Source organism: Peribacillus sp. Bi96 (assembly GCF_918698115.1).
In the GTDB taxonomy this organism is placed as follows: Bacteria; Bacillota; Bacilli; order Bacillales; family DSM-1321; genus Peribacillus.
Genome location: NZ_CAKKLV010000022.1, coordinates 1 through 20,175, shown reverse-complemented (window position 1 = coordinate 20,175; position 20,175 = coordinate 1). Strand labels below are relative to the sequence as shown.

General features: G+C 39.9%; 16 protein-coding genes and 1 rRNA gene. 11 read left to right on the top strand and 6 right to left on the bottom strand.

The window, feature by feature from the left end:
- Positions 1-57 precede the first annotated feature (57 nt).
- Positions 58-1,782 carry an AAA family ATPase gene (locus LQ203_RS21420; protein WP_230161179.1) on the bottom strand — a complete coding sequence of 575 codons (1,725 nt, stop codon included), beginning with the start codon at positions 1,780-1,782 and terminating at the stop codon, positions 58-60.
- Between the two features lie 257 nt (positions 1,783-2,039).
- Here LQ203_RS21420 and def point away from each other — a divergent pair, with 257 nt between their 5' ends.
- On the top strand, positions 2,040-2,618 hold the full coding sequence (def, locus tag LQ203_RS21415; protein ID WP_230161177.1) for a peptide deformylase: 579 nt from the start codon (positions 2,040-2,042) through the stop codon (positions 2,616-2,618).
- 35 nt (positions 2,619-2,653) lie between these two features.
- Here the strand turns inward: def and LQ203_RS21410 are convergent, their stop codons facing one another.
- Both LQ203_RS21410 and LQ203_RS21405 read right to left on the bottom strand, forming a co-directional pair.
- Positions 2,654-3,349 carry an SGNH/GDSL hydrolase family protein gene (locus tag LQ203_RS21410; protein ID WP_230161174.1) on the bottom strand — a complete coding sequence of 232 codons (696 nt, stop codon included), beginning with the start codon at positions 3,347-3,349 and terminating at the stop codon, positions 2,654-2,656.
- Positions 3,350-3,484: 135 nt separating this feature from the next.
- A complete protein-coding gene (locus LQ203_RS21405) occupies positions 3,485-4,999 on the bottom strand; it encodes an MDR family MFS transporter (protein WP_230161172.1) in 1,515 nt (504 codons plus the stop codon).
- Positions 5,000-5,128: 129 nt separating this feature from the next.
- Between LQ203_RS21405 and LQ203_RS21400 the strand changes: the two genes are divergently transcribed.
- The 4 genes from LQ203_RS21400 to LQ203_RS21385 all read left to right on the top strand — a co-directional run bounded on the left by LQ203_RS21400 (position 5,129) and on the right by LQ203_RS21385 (position 9,755).
- Positions 5,129-5,611 (top strand): MarR family transcriptional regulator, encoded by a 483-nt coding sequence (locus tag LQ203_RS21400; protein WP_230161170.1) that lies wholly within the window; start codon positions 5,129-5,131, stop codon positions 5,609-5,611.
- Positions 5,612-5,785: 174 nt separating this feature from the next.
- The gene (efeO, locus tag LQ203_RS21395) at positions 5,786-6,631 is read left to right on the top strand and encodes an iron uptake system protein EfeO (RefSeq protein WP_230161168.1); all 846 of its coding nucleotides are present in this window, start codon (positions 5,786-5,788) and stop codon (positions 6,629-6,631) included.
- A complete protein-coding gene (efeB, locus tag LQ203_RS21390; RefSeq protein ID WP_230161166.1) occupies positions 6,632-7,918 on the top strand; it encodes an iron uptake transporter deferrochelatase/peroxidase subunit in 1,287 nt (428 codons plus the stop codon). It begins immediately after the preceding gene.
- A gap of 85 nt (positions 7,919-8,003) precedes the next feature.
- Positions 8,004-9,755 (top strand): FTR1 family protein, encoded by a 1,752-nt coding sequence (locus LQ203_RS21385; protein WP_230161165.1) that lies wholly within the window; start codon positions 8,004-8,006, stop codon positions 9,753-9,755.
- 40 nt (positions 9,756-9,795) lie between these two features.
- Here LQ203_RS21385 and LQ203_RS21380 read toward each other — a convergent pair whose 3' ends face one another.
- Positions 9,796-10,221, bottom strand: coding sequence for a DUF4395 domain-containing protein (locus LQ203_RS21380; protein WP_230161162.1), 426 nt, complete (start codon positions 10,219-10,221; stop codon positions 9,796-9,798).
- A gap of 574 nt (positions 10,222-10,795) precedes the next feature.
- Here LQ203_RS21380 and LQ203_RS21375 point away from each other — a divergent pair.
- The 5 genes from LQ203_RS21375 to LQ203_RS21355 all read left to right on the top strand — a co-directional run bounded on the left by LQ203_RS21375 (position 10,796) and on the right by LQ203_RS21355 (position 18,062).
- Complete coding sequence (locus tag LQ203_RS21375) at positions 10,796-11,167, top strand: MerR family transcriptional regulator (protein ID WP_230161160.1); 372 nt, start codon at positions 10,796-10,798, stop codon at positions 11,165-11,167.
- Positions 11,168-11,356: 189 nt separating this feature from the next.
- A complete protein-coding gene (locus tag LQ203_RS21370; RefSeq protein ID WP_230161278.1) occupies positions 11,357-12,655 on the top strand; it encodes a hemolysin family protein in 1,299 nt (432 codons plus the stop codon).
- 322 nt (positions 12,656-12,977) lie between these two features.
- On the top strand, positions 12,978-15,779 hold the full coding sequence (locus LQ203_RS21365) for a response regulator (protein ID WP_230161158.1): 2,802 nt from the start codon (positions 12,978-12,980) through the stop codon (positions 15,777-15,779).
- Positions 15,780-15,811: 32 nt separating this feature from the next.
- Complete coding sequence (locus LQ203_RS21360; protein WP_230161155.1) at positions 15,812-16,645, top strand: protein-glutamate O-methyltransferase CheR; 834 nt, start codon at positions 15,812-15,814, stop codon at positions 16,643-16,645.
- Between the two features lie 274 nt (positions 16,646-16,919).
- A complete protein-coding gene (locus LQ203_RS21355) occupies positions 16,920-18,062 on the top strand; it encodes a fused response regulator/phosphatase (RefSeq protein WP_230161153.1) in 1,143 nt (380 codons plus the stop codon).
- Positions 18,063-18,128: 66 nt separating this feature from the next.
- Here LQ203_RS21355 and LQ203_RS21350 read toward each other — a convergent pair whose 3' ends face one another.
- Entirely contained in the window at positions 18,129-18,299 is a 171-nt protein-coding gene (locus LQ203_RS21350) for a CsbD family protein (protein WP_230161152.1), read from the bottom strand.
- Positions 18,300-18,378: 79 nt separating this feature from the next.
- Positions 18,379-19,137 (bottom strand): alpha/beta fold hydrolase, encoded by a 759-nt coding sequence (locus LQ203_RS21345; RefSeq protein WP_230161150.1) that lies wholly within the window; start codon positions 19,135-19,137, stop codon positions 18,379-18,381.
- Between the two features lie 836 nt (positions 19,138-19,973).
- Between LQ203_RS21345 and LQ203_RS21340 the strand changes: the two genes are divergently transcribed.
- Positions 19,974-20,175 (top strand): 16S ribosomal RNA (locus LQ203_RS21340); the annotation flags it as partial.

Sequence of the window (20,175 nt, the reverse complement as noted above, 5' to 3'; positions counted from 1 at the left end):
CAGGCTCTACATATTTCATTAGGTCTTAAGACCTAATGAAAAAGAGTATTACGCATTTTAGCATACACTGGTTATTTCTGAAGCATCAACGATACGCTGAACTTCTGATCCTTCGAGTGTCTCTTTTTTCAATAGCTCCTCAACGAGCACTTCATACTGTGGACGATTCGAGCCAATCAACATTTCCGTTTCAGAAATCGCCTTCGTGAATAATTCCTGCATCTTTTGCTCCTTCTCACCTTTATTAAAGGTGAGGGTAAATCCATCTTGAAGCATTCCGGTATCGACCATTTGTTCAAGCAGGTGTTTCGCCTGCTGTACATCTCCGCCTACACCGATGCTATGTTCTCCTAAATACATTCTTTCCGCCACGCCACCTGCTAAAATCATTTTGACTTGATCAAGCAATTCACTGGCTGTTGCCAGATGGAGTTCTTTTGGTATCGGCGCTACATATCCAAGGGCTTCCCCACGCGGAATGATGGTCGCCTTTCGAACGGAACCAGGCTTTGTCAAAGCTGCAATCAGGGCATGTCCACTTTCATGAATAGCCACGCGCCGCTTCGTATCCACATCATTCAAGGTACGTGATGTCGCTCCAAGTATCGTACGGTCAATGGCGTAATCAAGATCCTGTTTACGAATCATATCCTGTTCATTCCTAAGGGCATGTCGTGAGGCAGTATCGAACAGGGAGCTTAAGTCAGCACCAGAGAAACCGGATGTACTTTCCGCCAACTCATCCAGAGAAGCAAGGACATCTGTAGCTAGATGCTTTCCTTTCGTATGGATATCGATGATTTCCTTTCTTCCTTGTGTATCTGGAAGTGGAACTTGGAAAGAGAAATCGATCCTGCCCGGACGTAGAAATGCCTCATCGAGCATATCTTTCCGGTTGGTCGCTGCAATGAATAAAATGCCTTCATTTGGATGGCCTCCATCCAATTGCACAAGCAGTTCAGTTAACGTTTTTTCGCCTTCTTCCCCGCCATGAGCTTTCCTTTTACCAGCCAACGCGTCCACTTCATCGATGAAAATGACAGCTGGCGATTGCTTACGTGCATTTTGGAAAAGGCTGCGCACCCGGGCTGCACCGACTCCAACAAACATTTCGTTGAAGGCTGAACCGCTCGTTGAGAAGAAGTTTGCACCAAGCTCTTTTGCGATTGCCTGTGCTAGCAGGGTTTTCCCCGTTCCAGGGGGGCCATATAATAAAATGCCTTGAGGCGGTTTAATTCCAATCTTTTCTGAACGCTCAGGTTCCTTTAATGTAGTAAGAGTCTGTAGGATTTCTTGTTTGATTTCGGTTTGCAAACCGCCTACATCATCCAATGTTATCTCTGGCAAGGGCTTTGGGGTGGAAAGGCTTTGTTTTTTACTGCCGATCCGCAAACCGCCCTTTGATTTTTTCTGTATAATGACAGCTGTTGTAACGAGAGCCGCCAATAATCCGCCTAAAATCCATAACGCAGATTTATTAGTTGATGAAAAAGAATATTGAACGTTATAAGTTTCGACAAGCTTATTGATCATTTGACTGTTGGGAGGAATATTAGAAACATATTCTCCATCTGGTGTGGTGATGTGAAGAGTGCCATTTCTTTTTTCTTCAATAGAGACAAGGGCTCCATTTTGGGCTTTAATCGTCTTTTCTACCGAAGAAAATGGGATGACCGTATCCTTTGACTGAGTTACAACATACCAACTGATTCCGCCAATTATCACAATGAAAGCCGTTAAGAACGGCAGCAACTTCGAAACTAATTTAGAGTTCGAGTTCAACTTTTCATCTCCTTTAAGGAATATATATTCAGTATAGAATTTTTAAACATGTAATCTATAGGTCTTTATGCTCTAAAATGAAGGTAAATAATGTTAAAGTCAAGAAAATATCATTTCTATTATGAAAAAGTTAAGAATGGTGTCCGGAATTTTGAAATATTTAATCCAACCTGCGTATTAGACTTTTTAAATACGAAATGCTAAAGTGAAAAGGTCTAAGTCATGAAAAATAAAATGGTAGAAGAGTGTGAATTTTTATGAGTAAATTTATAAAAGACTATATAATTACGATGAAGGATATTGTTAGAGAAGGAGATCCAATTCTGCGTCAGGTAACGGATGAAGTCAGCCTGCCGATTTCAGATGAAGATCGTGAAACGTTGGAATGCATGATGCAATATCTGAAAAACAGCCAGGACCCAAAACTCCAAAAGAAATACAACTTACGTGAAGGTGTCGGGTTGTCTGCAAATCAGATAGGCTTGAATAAACGCATGTTCGTCTTATATTTTCCAGATGAAAAAGGGAAGCTGTATGAATATGCCCTTGTGAATCCGAAAATTATTAGTCATTCCGCTACGATGATTTATTTACCGCAAAGTGAAGGCTGCCTCTCAGTCGACCGTGATATTAAAGGCTATGTACCGCGTTATGAACGGGTTAAAATTAAAGCGGTGGATAGTAATGGTAAGGAAATAGAGATGCGCCTGAAGGGCTTTGCTTCAATCGTGTTCCAACATGAGTTAGATCATTTAAATGGGATGATGTTTTATGACCGGATCAATACCGAGAACCCTTTCAAGCTTCCGGAAAATGTGGAAGCGAAAAGTCTGTAAAACGAAAAAAGGCAAAGCGCCATGCTTTGCCTTTTTTATTTGCTTTTTCTCTCAGCCATATACTTCTGCAAATAACTGAATATGGCCATGCTCATTTGCTTGTATCCTTCGGAAGTGAGGTGGATGCCATCATCGCTAATCAAGCGATCCAATTCGCCAGAGGATTTAATGTAGGAACGGACATCAATCAAAGGCACCTTTAGTTCTTCAGCGAGGCTTTTCAATTGGCGGTTATACATCCCATGCCAATGTTCGATACCCCCGACATGGGAAACGAAATGTCCGATCGAATGCCCGAACTTATCAGCGATGGATCTGTAATACCTGGCAGGATCCAGTGGTGGAAGTGTTAAAAGGAAAGGTGTAACATGCTTGTCCTGAACCTGTCTGACAAGTTGGGTGATATTTTCCAGATAGCGTTCGATTGGAACGATCGGCAGATGATCACCTTCTGGATTTTTGGCCACTTCGTCCCAATGGAAGTTACAGTCGTTTCCCCCGACCTCTATTAATACGATATCGGGATTTTCAGACATGACATCTTTCTCGACCCTGCTAACCAATAAGTCGGAGTTGTCATTGAACACCCCTTTATTCAAAACTTCCACAAATGGCAATGATTCCGTAAGCTTGGCTAAAGAGTTCGGATAATTTTCTTTGATAATGCGTAGCCGGCCTTTAACATAAGAAATGCCTCTGGTTAAACTGTCTCCAAAACATACGATCTTCAAATTTCTCACCTCAGTATGTGAATGTGTTACTTATCATTTTAGTGGGAGAATGATTTTTCGGCAATCTTTACCCCTATTTATATAGAAGCGATGAAAACCAACAAAAAAAGCGCTGGAGGTCCAGCGCTTTTTTGTTTATTGTACTGATTCCTCTTTTGGAGGTGTTTCTACTCTTGTTTTTCCCATAAAGAACACGGTGATCGCTGCAAGTCCGATCGGAATGAGGGCCAGGGTGAATATTAATGAAATCGAATCGGACATTGCATGAACAATTTTATCCAAGACAAAGTCCGGAATCTCGGCACGTGCATTCGACTCGAAGAGCTGACGTGGGTCCTCCATCAATCCGTTTGTATCTGGGCCTCCTTGCATCCCTTTAAATGCATCCGTCATTTTGCTTGTGAATACATTGTTCTGAATCGCTCCATATATCGTGACACCGAGTGTCATCCCAAAGGACCGGAGGAATGAGTTTGTTGAGTTGGCCGATCCCCGGAATCTCGGTTCCAAATTATGAATGGAGGCAATAGGTAAAAGGGAGAAGGAAAAGCCCATGCCAAAACCAGTCAGAATCATGTACAAGGTTAATAAAGTCCTGCTTGTATCAGGGGTAATGGTCCCTAATAGGAGCATCCCTGCAAAATAACAGATGACGGAAATCGTCATTAAGTTGCGAAAGCTTGTCTTTGTATTGAAGATCCCGCCAATTGCACTTCCGAATACAGAACCAAGCATCATGGGGGTGAGGATCAATCCGGCATTTGTGGCGGACCCCCCGTAAACTGCCTGTACGAAAATTGGGATATAGACGGTTAAAATAATGAATGTACCGCCATAAAGAATGGCCAAAATTTGAGAAGTGGCAAACAATCGCCTTTTAAACAGCCATAATGAAATGATTGGATCCTTTGCTCTTTTTTCGAAAAAGAAGAAAGAAACGAAGAAAACCACAAAGCTAGCAAACAGACCGATGATAGGATAAGAACCCCAACCATACTCTCCGCCCAGTTCGAGCGCAAACATTAAGCTAATAACCGCAATGACGAGAGTTGCTGCGCCACCCCAATCGATTTTCTGCTCTCGTGTGTTGGCTGACTCCATGTAATATCTCCAAATGAAAAATAAAGAAATGATTCCAATCGGAACATTGACGTAGAAAATCCAATTCCAGCTCGAATATTCGGTAATATAAGCACCTAATAGCGGGCCCAATACGCTAGAGGCCCCAAAAACAGCGCCGAAAAGGCCTGTTAATTTTCCGCGTTTCTCAGGCGGGAAAATATCAAAAATGATGGTAAAGGCAATTGGCATCAAAGCGCCTCCGCCTATCCCTTGGATTGCACGGAAGATACTTAACTGCACTATGCTTTGCGCCATGCCACATAAAGCGGAACCGATTAAAAAGACTATGAGACCAAAAATAAAAAACCTTTTTCGTCCATACATGTCGGAAAGCTTACCGAAAATAGGCATGCTTGCCATCGTGGCGACCATATAGGCAGACGTCACCCATACAAACTTATCAAACCCGCCTAATTCAGAAACAATCGTTCCCATTGCAGTCGCAACAATCGTATTATCCATTGCTGACATTAAGATACCCAATAATAAACCGGTAACAATGAATTTTTGGTTTTTTTGTTCGTTCATTTATTTTCCTCCTTCGTATCAACCACTTCATGATTTTCCTTTACATGGTTGAAAGGCTAACGTTAAGATAAATCCAAACATTTATCTTGAAAATCAAGATAAATTCAAGTGTAAAAGGGGTGGCATTTTATGTCAAGCGATAATGGGGTCAATTCAGTTCTGTTAGAGAGTTTAACACATAGCTTGCAACGGTATGGGATGAGATCTGTTTTATTTCAACAAAACATGGCGCAGAAAATAGGGGTGACCCATACAGACTTAAAGACTGCTGAAATATTGAATGAAACAGGACCGATAACCGCTGGTGAACTATCCAAAATTACAGGATTGAGTACGGGTTCTGTTACCGCATTGATCAATCGCCTTGAGATATCCGGGTATGTTAAAAGAGAACGAGATCAAAATGATGGAAGACGGGTTATGATTGCACCGATTTCCGAAAGACAGGATCAGATTAAATCACACTATCAATCGCTCTCCAGTGCCACCAAAAATTTATGTTCCGTTTATAGTGAGCAAGAGTTAAAATTTATCATTCAATTTGTTGAGGATATCACAAAAATCATGGACAAAGAAAATGACAAGTTAATGAGTGAGCGTGAAGGTAGCTGATATGAAGGCTACCTTGAAAGTAGGGGCGCTTTTTGTAGGGAAGGAAAAGGTCACATGGGTGAAGATTTTCGAAGGAAATGAAAAATGTTACATTTCCAATAAAATATATATTGATAATGATTTTCATTATCTGCTAATATGAATCTACAAAACAATTCAAAGGGAGAATACAATATGAAGAAAGCAAAAGCGTCATTAGCAGTCTTACTATCAACCAGCCTATTATTTGGCTGTTCGCAGGAAAAGGAAGATACTAAGCCGGCAGATGATAACGCCAAAGAAACGAGTGCAAGCAAGCTCGATGATGTATCTAGTGAGTACCGTGAATATGCGATTGGTGAAATAGAAGAGTTTGTAAAAGCAACGGAAGAATTTACGACGGCTGTTTCAACTGGTGATATTGAAAAGGCGAAGGAAGTATATGCTCCAGCCCGTATGCATTATGAAAGAGCGGAACCGATTGCCGAAGTATTTGGTGACCTTGATCCCAAAATTGATGCTCGCAAAGGGGACGTCAAAGATGAAGAGTGGGGCGGTTACCACCGAATCGAAATGGGATTATGGGAAGAAAACACAACCAAAGGGTACGAGAAATATGCCAAGCAATTAATGAGTGATGTCAATCTGCTTCGTGCCAAAGTTGAAACGGTTGAGGTAACACCGGATTTGTTAATCACAGGTGCGGTCGATTTATTGAATGAAGTTTCTACCAGTAAAGTTACGGGAGAAGAAGACCGATACTCTCATACGGATTTATATGATTTCGTGGCAAATGTTGAAGGTGCAGAAAAAATTTACGAACTGTTGACACCCGCACTTAAAGAAAAGGATGAGAAGCTTGCTTCGGAAATCCAACAACGTTTTGACGATGTATACGGCTTACTTGAAAAGCATAAAGATGGTGATGGCTATATCTCTTATACGGATTTAAAAGAGTCCGAAGTGAAAGAGTTAAGCCAAGCCATTGATGCATTAGCTGAACCACTTTCGCAAATAGGGATTGTAACGGAGGAATCATAATTGAAAGATAAAACGCCGAATGACGAAATCGAGCTTTTTACTAAAAAAGTAAGTCGTCGAAATATGTTAAAGACAGCAGGAGTCGGTGGAATCGGAGTCATGGTAGGAGCATCTGGATTAGGTGGGTTGTTAACTCTTTCAGATTCAAAGGCAAAGGGGCAAACTAAAGATGTCGTCCCCTTTTATGGTGCTCATCAAGCTGGCATCACCACTGAAACGCAGGATAACCTTTATTTTGCATCATTGGAAGTTACGACAGATAAAAGGTCCGACTTAATCCAATTATTTAAGGACTGGACAGAGGCTGCTGCTCAGATGACGGCGGGAAATTTGATTGGTGAAGCATCCCTTAATGCTAATATGCCTCCAAAAGATACGGGGGAAGCAAAGGAATTATCACCTTCCAATTTAACGATAACTTTTGGAGTGGGTCCGACACTGTTTTCGAAAGATGGCAAAGATCGATTTGGTTTGAAATCTAAAAGCCCTGCTGAATTAAAGGACTTGCCCAAATTCCCTTTAGATGCCTTAGAAGATTCATGGAACGGTGGGGATATTTGTATTCAGGCCTGTGCAGATGACCTTCAAGTCGCTTTTCATGCCGTCCGAAACTTAGTGAGAATCGGAAGAGGGAAAGTGATCATTCATTGGGCACAGACAGGTTTTCAACGAACTAAGCAAGCCGATTCACAAAAAACGACACCGCGTAACTTATTCGGGTTTAAGGATGGGACTGTCAATCCAGATACGAATAATAGCAGTGAAATGAATGAGCATGTATGGGTAAAGGCAGGGGACGGGCCTGACTGGCTTGTTGGCGGCAGTTATATGGTAGTGCGCCGAATTCAGATGTACATTGAGGTTTGGGATCGTACCGTATTGAGGGAGCAAGAAAATACGTTTGGGCGACATCGCGACAGCGGAGCTCCACTAGGGATGAAAAAAGAGTTTGATAGCGTGGATTTAGAAGCCAAAGATCCAAATGGAAATCGGATCATTCCAGAAGATTCGCATATGAGTCTATCCAAGGGTGACGGAAAAGCAAAGATACTGCGGCGTCCTTATTCATATGCAGACGGAATGGATCCTAAGACGGGAAGTTTCAATGCGGGCCTGCTATTCATTTGTTTTCAGCGCAGACCTAGTAAACAATTCATTCCTATACAGGAGCGACTAGCGAAAAATGATAAGCTTAATGAATATATCGTTCACCGGGGGAGCGCCATGTTCGCTTGTCTACCAGGTGCGCAAAAGGGCGGGTATATTGGAGATTCCCTTTTTAGATAAATGGAATATAAAACGAGGACGTGAAATCGCCAGCATGGATGCTTATCCGGGTTGGCGATTTTAGTTCATGATAGGAGGGATCAGTATGACTGTTTCTAAATGGAAGAGTGGGATATTGATTTTAATAGTCGGTCTTTTATTAATTTCATCTCCTGTAAGGATTGTTTCAGCGGGTGAAAACCATGATCAGCTTTTTGTTTATATCGGCGATAGTTTAATGAAGGTAAAAGCCGGGGATCTTGAAGAAGTATCGAAAAATATCGATCGATTCGAGAAAGATTGGAAAGCGATTAAAACGGACAGCGAAGATGCAAAGAAAGTCGATACGCAACTATCCGCCGTAAAAAGTGCTGTGAGAGATCAAGCCAACAAAGATGAAATCAAAAAGCGACTATCGGCATTATCTAGTGCTCTTGTTACATATGATACGAATGAAAACCCTGTTGACAAGACGGACTATAATGATCGGTTACAAGCGATAATCCCTTTAATAGATGAGTTGGACGCTTTGATAACGGAAGGTGACTTTGATCAAGCCAAAGTTCAATATACGAACTTGCTGAATCAATGGACCGACGCAGAGGTCGTTATAAGGGAGAAAAGTGTTGCTACATATGGTGAAATTGAGACAAATATGGCCTTTGTGCGAATAGCCATTACACAAGATCCGCCTGATTCGGATAAAGCCAAAAAGAGCCTGGCTGAATTGAAAGGTCTATTGGAGGATTTCCTTGCTGGTAAGGTTGCAGAAGGAAGTCAGAAGACCTATTCACTTGGAGATGTAACGCAGCTCTTACAAGGAAGTGTAACGAATATTGATAAGGATGACATCGATTCGGCGGTTGATCAGTTAAACAAAATTTTAACGATTTGGCCTAATGTCGAAGGAGAGGTCTCAACAAGGGACAGCAAGCTTTACAGCGATATGGAAACGAAAGTCCCTACCGCAATCAGCTTATTGCAATCGAAAAAAGTAAAGGCTGAGGAAGCGAAGGGAATCGTATCCGATTTAAATACAAGGTTACTCCCCTTGATTGATGATACGAGTTATACAACATGGGATGCCGCACTGATACTTTTACGTGAAGGGTTAGAAGCACTTTTGATTGTAGCTACATTATTGTCTTTCCTAAAGAAAATTGGACAAGCGGACAAACAAAAATGGATTTGGACAGGGGTTGGTGCAGGCTTGGTTGCCAGCTCCGTATTGGCGGTCATTATCAATATTGTTTTCTCTCAGATTACGGCTGCGTCAAGCCGGGAATATATTGAGGGAATCACTGGGGTAATAGCGGTATTGATGATGTTGACAATTGGTCTTTGGCTTCATAGTAAATCGAATGTCCATGCATGGAACAGGTATATCGGCAAGCAAATGAACCACGCCATTGCAACGGGAAGTATCCTTTCTTTCGCGCTTATTAGCTTTTTATCCATATTCCGTGAAGGGGCGGAGACCATTATTTTTTATGCTGGAATGGCGCCTTATATGGAATTAAAGCAGCTACTGAGCGGAATACTCTTGGCCTTCCTCATTTTATTGGTCATTGGTTTCATCATGCTGCGCTACAGTGTGAAATTACCGATGACCCTATTCTTTAAAGTGGCAACGATACTCATATATGCCTTAGCTTTCAAGATTCTTGGCGTCTCTATCCATTCGCTCCAGGTTTCGCAAGTGATACAGACAAATACAATCAGCTCCTTCCCGTTCGTAGAATGGATAGGTCTTTATCCAACAGTGGAAACGCTGGTGCCGCAAGCTGTTTTAATTCTTTTGATCGTGTTGGCAACTTATTGGGTTAAAAGGAGCAATTCTTTACATGCATCCGAATAAAAAGATGGGACTGTCGTATGTCAGTCCCATCTTTTTAGTTTTAGTGAAGAGATCGTTGATGGGAATATCGTTTCCACTGAAAAAGGATAAAGCAGCCGATGCAGAATCCAAGAATGGCTATGAGGGAAGCTAATCCGACCATCAAAGTGAAGATATAACCGACTAAGGTCCAACCAAGCAAGAAAGAAATTAATCCGAGACCTAAGCAAACGACGGCAATAACCTGGTTGAACTGTTGCTGTGAATGATCTTCAGGAATATAATCGGAGGGCTTTTTTTTCAGAAAGAGCTTTGCAAGACGCATAACTAGATTGAAATGAAAGAGAAGACCTGAAAGTCCTGCTGCTAAAGGAATCAGTAATATCCATATTTGCCCCGTTAATAAGGCAGTGGTTACGCTTAATAAAATGACCCATTGATTCGTTCGGACCAAGGGACGGGGGATTGGGCGGATCTCATTCGTCATACTAATACCAACCTTCCTGATGAGTTTTGTTACATTTTATCTTTATTATAATCACTTGTGAAGTGAGATGCTTTAAAAAGGTGAAAATGAAAAGTCTTACCTCTTGTTTATAATAATTTTAATTTAGTATTGATTATCACTTGAAAGGTGGTATAATAATATTTAACAAGCATTATTAAAGTTGGGAGGACAGTATAAATGGTAGCAAAAGTCTGTGAAACATGCGGGACACCAATAAAAAAACTAAAGCATTCTTCCCTATGCCAGTGCGGTCCTAAAATATTGAGCAATCATTTAACAATTAAAAAATAAAATCCATAGGTCAAATCATAGATTAAACCGATTATTCAATTAATCGGTTTTTTGTTTTCCCATGAAGGGGATAGATAAAGCAATATAATATCTGTTTATCCAATAATAAATATTTTTCATTTCAGTTAAAATAATGTACGATTAGAGGATAGAATAAAACGTCACGGTGGAAATGACATAATCAATTTGTCTAAACCATCACGCGACGGTTTGGAGGGGTTATATTGGGAACGAGACATTAAAAATTGGCGAGTTGGCGGAAATGGCTAATGTTACGAAACGAACCGTTGATTATTATACGAATTTAGGTTTGCTTAAAGCAGAACGTTCCGCCTCCAATTACCGTTATTATTCAGTCGGTGAACTTGAAAGGCTACGCTTGATCGAGGGATATAAAAGAAAAAACCTTTCATTAGAAGACATAAAAAAAATAATGAAACAAGACAAGGAAGCTGCATTAGCAATTGAAGAAACAGGGCTTCAACTGAAACACAAAATGGATGGCCTGAACGAGGAAATTCAAGAGGTCATCAGCCTGATTAAAAAGGACGAAAAAAATGAGCTTCTTCTAAAAAAACAGATTTCCCATGAAAGCATGGCCTTGATCCAATCATTATTAGTTTTGCTAGTATGATTCAAATTTATTCCCTATAGTTTAATGCATAAAGGTGCATATTAACGATATAGGCTAAATGGTTTTGTTATAAGGCAATCGCTTTTTGGAACAAAAATAACCATTTATACAGGAGGTGCTTGGGATTAAACCGTGTATGTCCAGTCCAAATGTAATAAGGGCAGGTCTTTCATGGTCAACCCGCACATATTGGAGATTTTTATAAAATTATTAGCAGTAGCTGTATTAATAGCATTAACCGCATTTTTCGTTGCCTCGGAATTTGCAATCGTAAAGGTCAGAAGTTCCCGCATCAACCAATTGATTGAAGAAGGGCATAGAAATGCACTTGCAGCCAAGAAAGTGACGACTCATATCGATGAGTACTTATCTGCCTGTCAATTAGGTATTACTGTAACGGCATTAGGCTTAGGGGTGTTAGGTGAACCGACCGTTGAGGCAATTTTAAAACCGTTGTTCACTAAATGGGGATTAGAGGAATCCGTAGGTCACATCATCTCATTCATAATCGCATTTGGTTCTGTAACATTCCTGCACGTTGTAGTAGGGGAACTGGCGCCAAAAACTGTTGCGATTCAAAAAGCGGAAGAAGTAACCTTACTTTTTTCCAAGCCATTAATCCTCTTTTACCGCATTTTGTATCCTTTTATATGGTTACTGAATGGTTCTGCCCGTGTCCTAACAGGCATATTCGGTTTAAAGCCGGCTTCTGAGTCCGAAATGGCCCACTCGGAAGAGGAACTGCGCATCATTTTATCAGAAAGCTATAAAAGCGGTGAGATCAATCAATCGGAATACAAATATGTAAATCAGATATTTGAATTTGATGAGCGTATAGCCAATGAAATAATGGTTCCGCGTACGGAAATGACTGTTATTGAAAAGGGCATGCCTTTATTGGAAGTTGTTGAACTGATTCAAGAGGAGCAATACACAAGATACCCGGTCATTGACGGTGATAAAGATAATGTCGTGGGCATGGTCAATATCAAGCGTCTTTATACCGCGACGATTACAGAAGAAAATGTATCAGCATTGACGGTTGATTCATTTGTTACTCCTGTCATTCGTGTTCTTGAAACGATCGCCATTCATGATCTGCTGCTGAAAATGCAGAAGGAACGGATTCATATGGCAGTTTTGACAGATGAATATGGTGGAACTGCAGGTTTGGTTACGGTGGAAGACATTCTTGAAGAAATTGTCGGGGAAATACGTGATGAATTTGACCAAGATGAACGTCCGCTTATTCAAAAAATTGATGAGGGACATTATGTATTCAACGCAAAAACATTAGTTGAAGATGTCAATGATACCCTTGCGATAGATTTGCCAGAGGAAGATATCGATACATTGGGCGGATGGTTCCTGACAGGAAGATTTGAGATTGCGGTCGGGGATAAAATTGAATACGCCGGATATGAATTTACCGTAAAGGAAATGGACGGCCACCATGTTTTATATGTTGAAGTAAAGAAAACTCAATAAACAGGACCGCAATAAAAAACCGAAAGTGAAATTTTCGGTTTTTTTTATGCGTTCATATTGAATGACCTTTGGTTTTTTATGACCATGGCAAAGGCAGACTTCCACTTAATTGGAAAATGAATTCATATTAAATAACCCTGTAGATAACCATTCTATGTTGGAAAATGTTAAAATGGAGTTTGAGCAATGAATCTATCTATATATCATGTTAAATGAAAGCATATAAGGAAATGAAGTATTACTGATTGATAGTATAAAGATTTATTTTGCACTGCCGTTTATTACTGGCTGTTTATAAATAAGTATTGAAGGTGGGGGGAAAATGGGTTTTAAGAAGAAGCAAATGTTAGGATTCGGTTTAATCTTGCTTTTCTTGGCTATATTACTTTCTTTCATGATGTTTACGCTTAACAATTTAAAAAGCAGCATGACTGAAATCGTTGAAAATCGCTATGAAAAAGTTCAAGCTTCGATGGAAATTCGTCAGCTGTTTTCAAGGTCGGACCGTGAAATTTTGTTCGCTGCAAATGATGCAAACAAAGAAGAAAGAGCAAAAAGCCTTGAAATCATCAATGAGAATCATAGTTTGATTGAATCAAAAATTGCTGGTTTATCAGGTTCATTAAATAAGGTAAAAGCAAAGCAATTATTGAAAGAGTTCGAAACTCAATATGCTTCTTACTCCATAACAGAGGCTGAAATCATTCAAAAGATACAAGCGGGAGACGCTTCGGATAGTCTTTCCAATTTGATGGATGATCAAAGGGAAAAACGGACGAAAGTCATCAGTACAATGGATGACTTTAAAGATTACCAAGAAGGTGTCATGAATGATACCTTAAGTAATTCGAAACAAACCTATGAAGATATGATTGGTTTTGTAATTTTTGCTGTTATTCTAAGCATTTTAGTTATTTCTGTTACGGTTGTTTGGATGATTCGTAGTACTTCAAAGGATCTGCTGTCCATTACGAAGGTCATCAATAATATCGATTTTAAAAATTTATCGGTAGTACCAAGAATACCGGTTCGAACGAATGATGAGATTGGTGATATCGCCCGGTCCTTTAATGATATGGCGGAATCGCTCGAAGTCTATAATCAAAAAGAGAAAGATTTCACTGAAAAGATCAGTGAGCAGAACTGGATTCAGACCCGTGTTGCGGATATGGCCACCATGTATCAGCGCATTGTCGATGTGGAAGTTCTGGCTGACCGGTTCATTACAAGACTTGCACCGATGATGGGAGCTTCAATCGCAGCTTTTTACGTCAAGCGAGGTCAGGGTGACGATATGCGTTTTGTGAAGCTTGCCAGCTTTGCAGGAGATGGCAAGGACTCAGGCAGACGTGAATTCAGATTGGGAGAGGGTTTGATTGGACAATGTGCCCTTGAAAAGAAATCGAAAGTCATTAACGATATCCCTGAAAACTTCCAGTTGGTTACAACAGGGCTAGGTGAAGTCAACCCGAAAAGCATTGTCATAGCGCCAGTCGTTTTTGAGGATGAAGTTGCAGCGATGGTCGAATTGGCAAGTTTGGAAGACTTTACGCAGATGCAAAAACATTTTCTATATCAGGTTCTCGATACTCTAGGCATCACGATTAATAATGTAGAGGGCCGGATGGAAATTGAGCGTTTATTGAAAGAATCACAGGCACAGACCGAAGAGTTACAGGCTCAATCAGAAGAATTGCAATCACAGTCAGAGGAAATGCAAGCCCAATCAGAGGAACTGCAAACACAGGCTGAAGAGTTACGAATGATCAATGAACAATTGGAAGAGAGAAACCGTGAAACTGAAGATAAATCGAAAGAGCTTCAAGTTACAAAACTAAACCTTGAAAAACAAGCGGAAGAATTAAAGTTAAGTTCAAAATATAAATCGGAGTTCATGGCAAATATGTCCCATGAATTGCGGACACCGCTCAATAGTATTTTGATCTTATCAGAAATGCTTTCTGATACAAATGAAAGTAAATTAAATGAAGAGCAACAGGAATTCGCCCGTGTTATTAACTCATCGGGCCAAGATTTATTAACGTTGATCAATGATATTTTGGATTTATCCAAAGTTGAAGTTGGAAAGCTCGAAGTGGTCTTTGACGAAATGAATATGAGTGAACTCCCTGAGTTATTGCATCGTAACTTCGACCATGTAGCGAAGAAAAAGAACATTGACTTTAAAATAGAAAAAGATAAAAATGTTCCGGATATTTTCTTTACGGATGAACAACGCTTCCAGCAAATTTTGAAAAACTTGTTATCCAATGCGTTTAAATTCACAGAAAAAGGTTCAGTTACTGTCAGAATCAAAAAAGCTGAGGAAGAAAATGTTGCTCAATGGATACAGACAAAAGGAGCAAGCAATTGGGTTGAAATCAAGGTGACGGATACCGGCATCGGAATTTCAAAAGAAAAGCAAAAAATTATCTTTGAGGCGTTCCAACAGGGTGACGGAGCTACAATGAGAAAATATGGAGGAACAGGTCTTGGGCTATCCATTTGCCGGGAGTTTGCTAAACTCTTGGGAGGCTGGGTCATTGTAGATAGTGAAGAGGGGCATGGCAGTACCTTTACTTTCTTTATTCCAAGCATGCCAGATGGCTTCAAAAATGTTGGTGAAGCAATAGCTGCTTCTCCAGAAGTGGCAGCAGCTAACCATGATGAGTCTGCTGCACCTTTTGACGATCAGAAAGAATCTGATGCAGGAATAAAAAATGAAGAAAGTCCGAATGAGGCAAAACCTTTCTGCAATAAAACAGTACTTGTCGTCGATGATGACCACCGAAATATATTTGCGCTGAAAAATGCCCTGAAGCACGAGGGAATGAAAATCCTTACAGCTGAAAACGGCTATGAATGTTTGGAACTCCTTGAAAAAGGAAATAATATAGATGCAATATTAATGGACATCATGATGCCAGGCATGGACGGTTACGAAACGATGACTAGAATTCGCGAGCAGAATAAGTTCGAGAGTCTTCCAATCATCGCGCTAACTGCCAAAGCGATGAAGGGCGATAGGGAAAAATGCCTGAAGGCCGGCGCGTCCGATTATGTCAGCAAGCCATTAAAATTAGATCAGTTACTATCGGTTCTGAGGGTATGGCTGACTGATTAATTGATTGATAGAACGGGTAAGGAAGGTTTTGCATGAAGGATACTTTAACTGTTGAAGAACGTGAAGATATAGAAATCGAATTATTGTTACAGGCGATTTATTCTGTTTCCGGCTTTGACTTTCGCAAATATATGCGTACTTCAATTAAAAGAAGAATCGAAAATCGAATGAGGCTGGACCATATTCGCAGAATTAGCGGAATGATTGAAATGGTTTTATATGAAAAAGGGTATGTTGAGAAGCTTTTGAAGGATTTTTCGATAAACGTCACTGAGATGTTTCGCGACCCGGAATTCTTTAAAGCTTTTCGTTTGAATATTGTTCCGCTTTTGAAAAACCTTCCCGAAATCAGAATTTGGCATGCGGGTTGTTCGACTGGTGAAGAAGCCTTCTCCATGGCCATCATCCTTAAGGAAGAAGGGCTTTATGATAAGGCAAGGATTTATGCGACCGATATGAATGAAGATGTCCTCCGTCACGCGGAAAAAGGAATACTACCTTTAAATAGAATGCAGTCTTATACGAAAAACTATATGCACGCTGGCGGTAACCAGGAATTTTCGGAGTATTACACAACCGATTATCAAAATGCTTATCTTGATTCGAGTCTTCTTAAAAACATTGTGTTTTTCCAGCATAATTTAGTTACTGATGGTTCGTTCAATGAGTTTCATATCATCATGTGCAGGAATGTGATGATTTACTTTACCGGTGAATTGCAGACCTATGTTAAACAATTGTTTTATGACAGTCTATGTAAAGATGGATTCCTTGCAGTTGGGAGCAAGGAAACACTTCATTCATCAACCTTTTTGGAAGAATATGAGGACTTTGACTCAAAAGAACGAATTTATCGGAAATTATAAAAGGAAAGAGTTCGCTTATATGCGGACTCTTTCTTTTTTATTTAGAGAATTTTTCAGTTTTTTTATATTTTTATGTTTATGGTGCGAAAGGAAAGGGAATATACAAGAAGTTAGTCTGCAAGCATAACTGCCATCGTGGTCTATTATTATTATTAGAGCCTACATTTCGTTATAATAAAATAGAAATAAACACGTTATGGGAGCTTTATTAATGTACTGATCCTATATAAAGATAATGTTGCCGCTCGATATAAGCCAAAAGGGGAATGAAAGAATGACGATTTTAATCGTAGATGATAACCAGGTAAACCTTTTCGTTATAGAGAAAATTTTAAAACGGGCTGGCTATACGGATTTTCTATCATTAACTTCAGCTGTTGAGATGTTTGAATATTTACAGGTGGATAGTCCGCAACCAAAAGAGACTTCCGTTGACATCATTCTTCTTGATATCATGATGCCGGAGATCGATGGGATAGAGGCATGCAGAAGACTTCAAAGCATTCCTCACCTTAAAGATATACCCGTTATTTTTGTGACCGCTCTCGAAGATTCAAACAAAGTGGCCGAAGCACTTGATGTGGGCGGAATCGATTATATTATGAAGCCTATAAATAAAATAGATTTACTCGCGAGAATACGCGTAGGGTTAAGGCTTAAATATGAAAAAGATTGGCATAAAACGCAGGATGAAAAAATTCGCAACGAATTGGATCTGTCCATGCAGGTTCAAAGCAGCTTGTTAAGTGAGCCCATTGTAGGTGATCATTTAACCATAAGAGCATCCTACTTGCCCGCAAATAAATTAGCAGGGGATATGTACTATTGGCATCGTATTGATGAAAATCGTTATGGGATCATCCTGTTGGACATGATGGGGCATGGCATTTCCGCCTCCCTTGTGTGTATGTTCATTTCATCCGTTTTGAGGGATGCCATTAGAACGCATACGGATCCAGTTGCAGTCATAAATGAAATGAATCATTGGATGAGTATCCTTAACAAGGAAGACAACCAAGTGCATTATTATTTTACCGCGATATATATGATCATAGATACAGAGCAAAAAACGGTGGAATATGTTAATGCTGGACATCCCCCAGGCTTTGCTTTAATGGATGATGGAAAAGTGGCCTCGCTTTCAAAAGGGACATGTCCCGTTGGTTTCTTCACTGAGATGAAAATAGAGAAATCCACCATTCATTATGAAGAAAGGATTCAGCTTCTGTTATTCACGGATGGAGTCATGGAGGCTATAGATCGAGAAGGGACGGAAGGGCTGGACCAAATACAAGAAGCGGTCACGACGAGATGGTTTGATTGTAAAGAAACCGCCCCTATTGATTTTGTGATGCCTTCGGATATGCAGCAAGATCAACCCGATGATATGTGTGTTGTGGTTATTCAAGCTAATTGAAAAGGAAGAGGCGGCAGATTATCTGCCGCCTCTTCTCTATAGTGTGGGATCCTGTTAGAATGTTCGTTAATGTTTATTTTTTAATTTACTAATGTCATCTTGAAGATTGCCTTTTAATTTATCGACTTTACCTTCTGCTTGTAAGTGAGGATCATTTTTCGCGTTTCCGACTTGGTCTTTCGTTTCACCTTTTACCTTATTTACAGTACTTTTAACTTTGTCTGATAATCCGCTCATTATGTTACCTCCCTTTTCTTTATATACTATATATACCCGTGAAGTGTATACGTAAACCAATTAGTATAGAGGAAAGAGGTTACGAAGCAATTGATGCCTTTTTACTGTGCTTTTGAATGAACTGATAAGACTTTTCAATAATATGATCTTTATCATGATCCATTGATGCCACATGATATGAATTTTCAAGGGATACCATTTCCTTATCATCGGATGTGACAGTTTCATATATCTGATAGGAACATAAGTCTGGTACAACGTGATCTTCTGGAGAATGGAAGATAAGTATTGGACAAGTAATGTTCTTGAGTCGTTGACTTGTATGTTCCATTATATCAAGCAATTGTTTAATCGCTTTAGAGGGAACTTGGTCATAGGTGATTTCTTTAGTGGTATCGTCCTTTATGTCAGCTTTGCCTTCAGGAATGAAGCGTGGATCCAATTGGTTACGATATACTTCATATTCCGGAACTTGGAGAGCGGCGTTGATCGTGAGAATCCCATCACAAGCTACCTTTGTCGCTAAATCAAGGATAAGAGCGCCACCCATCGATTGTCCGATAGCAAAAACATGGGTGCAGGTTCGCTTTAATTTTGCATAGGCCATTTCAACATCATGTATCCATTCCTTATAAAGGGTCGTTTCCATTTCAAATTCATCCGTTCCGTGACCAGCCAAACGAGGAGCGAAGACAGTAAAGCCTTTGGCAGCAAAGTTTTCACCTAAATACCTTACGCTTTGTGGTGTTCCATTAAAACCGTGGCAAATGAGGATACCGATAGAATTGCCGGGTAAGAAAAAAGATTCCGCACCTGGTATTACCTTTGCTGCTGTCATATATCCATCTCCTTTAATTTTTAAAAGTCAGGTGTAAACGCACAATATTAACTATTCCGATTATATTACTTGGTTATATATTAGCATAATGGGAATTGGATAGTCAACTTGGATATATCTCTATCTTCATTAGAATAAGAAGCTGCTTATGTTGCATAAAACCCCTGATATCCTATCTATGGTGCTGGATAGGGTGGATCGCTGCAGTGGAATCTTCATTTTCCTTGATGAATGCTTTTTCCGAGGAGAAGGAACCGACAGACGCGATAGTAATAAGGGGAAAAAGATGATTTGATTGAGAGGAGGGACAAGGCGAATTTTTATATTTCTACTTTATACCACGGCAGATGGATACTACTTAATCAACAACAAGACAACCTAGTGTATTTTCAACTCTTTCTATTATAAAGGCACTGTCTGACTTTGAATGGTTGATCAAGAATAAGCTAATAAACTGGTCAGGAAATAAAATATATCATTACATAGAAAAAGCATTGACTTTAAAGTGAAATAGGATTAATATAAATAAGCACCAAGTACGACAAACAAAAAACTTCATCCACTTTTGGTAGATTAACTAAAAGAAATAATAACTATTGACTTCTTACTATGAAAATGATAAGATGAAATGGTCGCTGAAAAACACAGCGATTTAAAATAAGTTTAAAACTTCGCAGAAGTTGACAACTAATCAATAGCGTGTTATGATGAATAAACAAATGTTCGAAAGAACGATTTGTGAAATTGCTCTTTGAAAACTGAACAAAACAAAGCGCCAACGTTAAATTTTAAGTGAGCACACACTATTAAAAAAGCAAATGAGCAAGTCAAACATTTCTTCGGAGAGTTTGATCCTGGCTCAGGACGAACGCTGGCGGCGTGCCTAATACATGCAAGTCGAGCGAATCGACGGGAGCTTGCTCCCTGAGATTAGCGGCGGACGGGTGAGTAACACGTGGGCAACCTGCCTATAAGACTGGGATAACTTCGGGAAACCGGAGCTAATACCGGATACGTTCTTTTCTCGCATGAGAGAAG

Coding starts and splice junctions, on each gene's coding strand:
- LQ203_RS21350 (WP_230161152.1), bottom strand. CDS start 18,299: ATGAGCGGATTATCAGACAAAGTTAAAAGTACTGTAAATAAGGTAAAA.
- LQ203_RS21365 (WP_230161158.1), top strand. CDS start 12,978: ATGGGTTTTAAGAAGAAGCAAATGTTAGGATTCGGTTTAATCTTGCTT.
- LQ203_RS21345 (WP_230161150.1), bottom strand. CDS start 19,137: ATGACAGCAGCAAAGGTAATACCAGGTGCGGAATCTTTTTTCTTACCC.
- LQ203_RS21385 (WP_230161165.1), top strand. CDS start 8,004: ATGACTGTTTCTAAATGGAAGAGTGGGATATTGATTTTAATAGTCGGT.
- LQ203_RS21375 (WP_230161160.1), top strand. CDS start 10,796: ATGGCTAATGTTACGAAACGAACCGTTGATTATTATACGAATTTAGGT.
- def (WP_230161177.1), top strand. CDS start 2,040: ATGAGTAAATTTATAAAAGACTATATAATTACGATGAAGGATATTGTT.
- LQ203_RS21355 (WP_230161153.1), top strand. CDS start 16,920: ATGACGATTTTAATCGTAGATGATAACCAGGTAAACCTTTTCGTTATA.
- LQ203_RS21400 (WP_230161170.1), top strand. CDS start 5,129: ATGTCAAGCGATAATGGGGTCAATTCAGTTCTGTTAGAGAGTTTAACA.
- LQ203_RS21380 (WP_230161162.1), bottom strand. CDS start 10,221: ATGACGAATGAGATCCGCCCAATCCCCCGTCCCTTGGTCCGAACGAAT.
- efeO (WP_230161168.1), top strand. CDS start 5,786: ATGAAGAAAGCAAAAGCGTCATTAGCAGTCTTACTATCAACCAGCCTA.
- LQ203_RS21405 (WP_230161172.1), bottom strand. CDS start 4,999: ATGAACGAACAAAAAAACCAAAAATTCATTGTTACCGGTTTATTATTG.
- LQ203_RS21360 (WP_230161155.1), top strand. CDS start 15,812: ATGAAGGATACTTTAACTGTTGAAGAACGTGAAGATATAGAAATCGAA.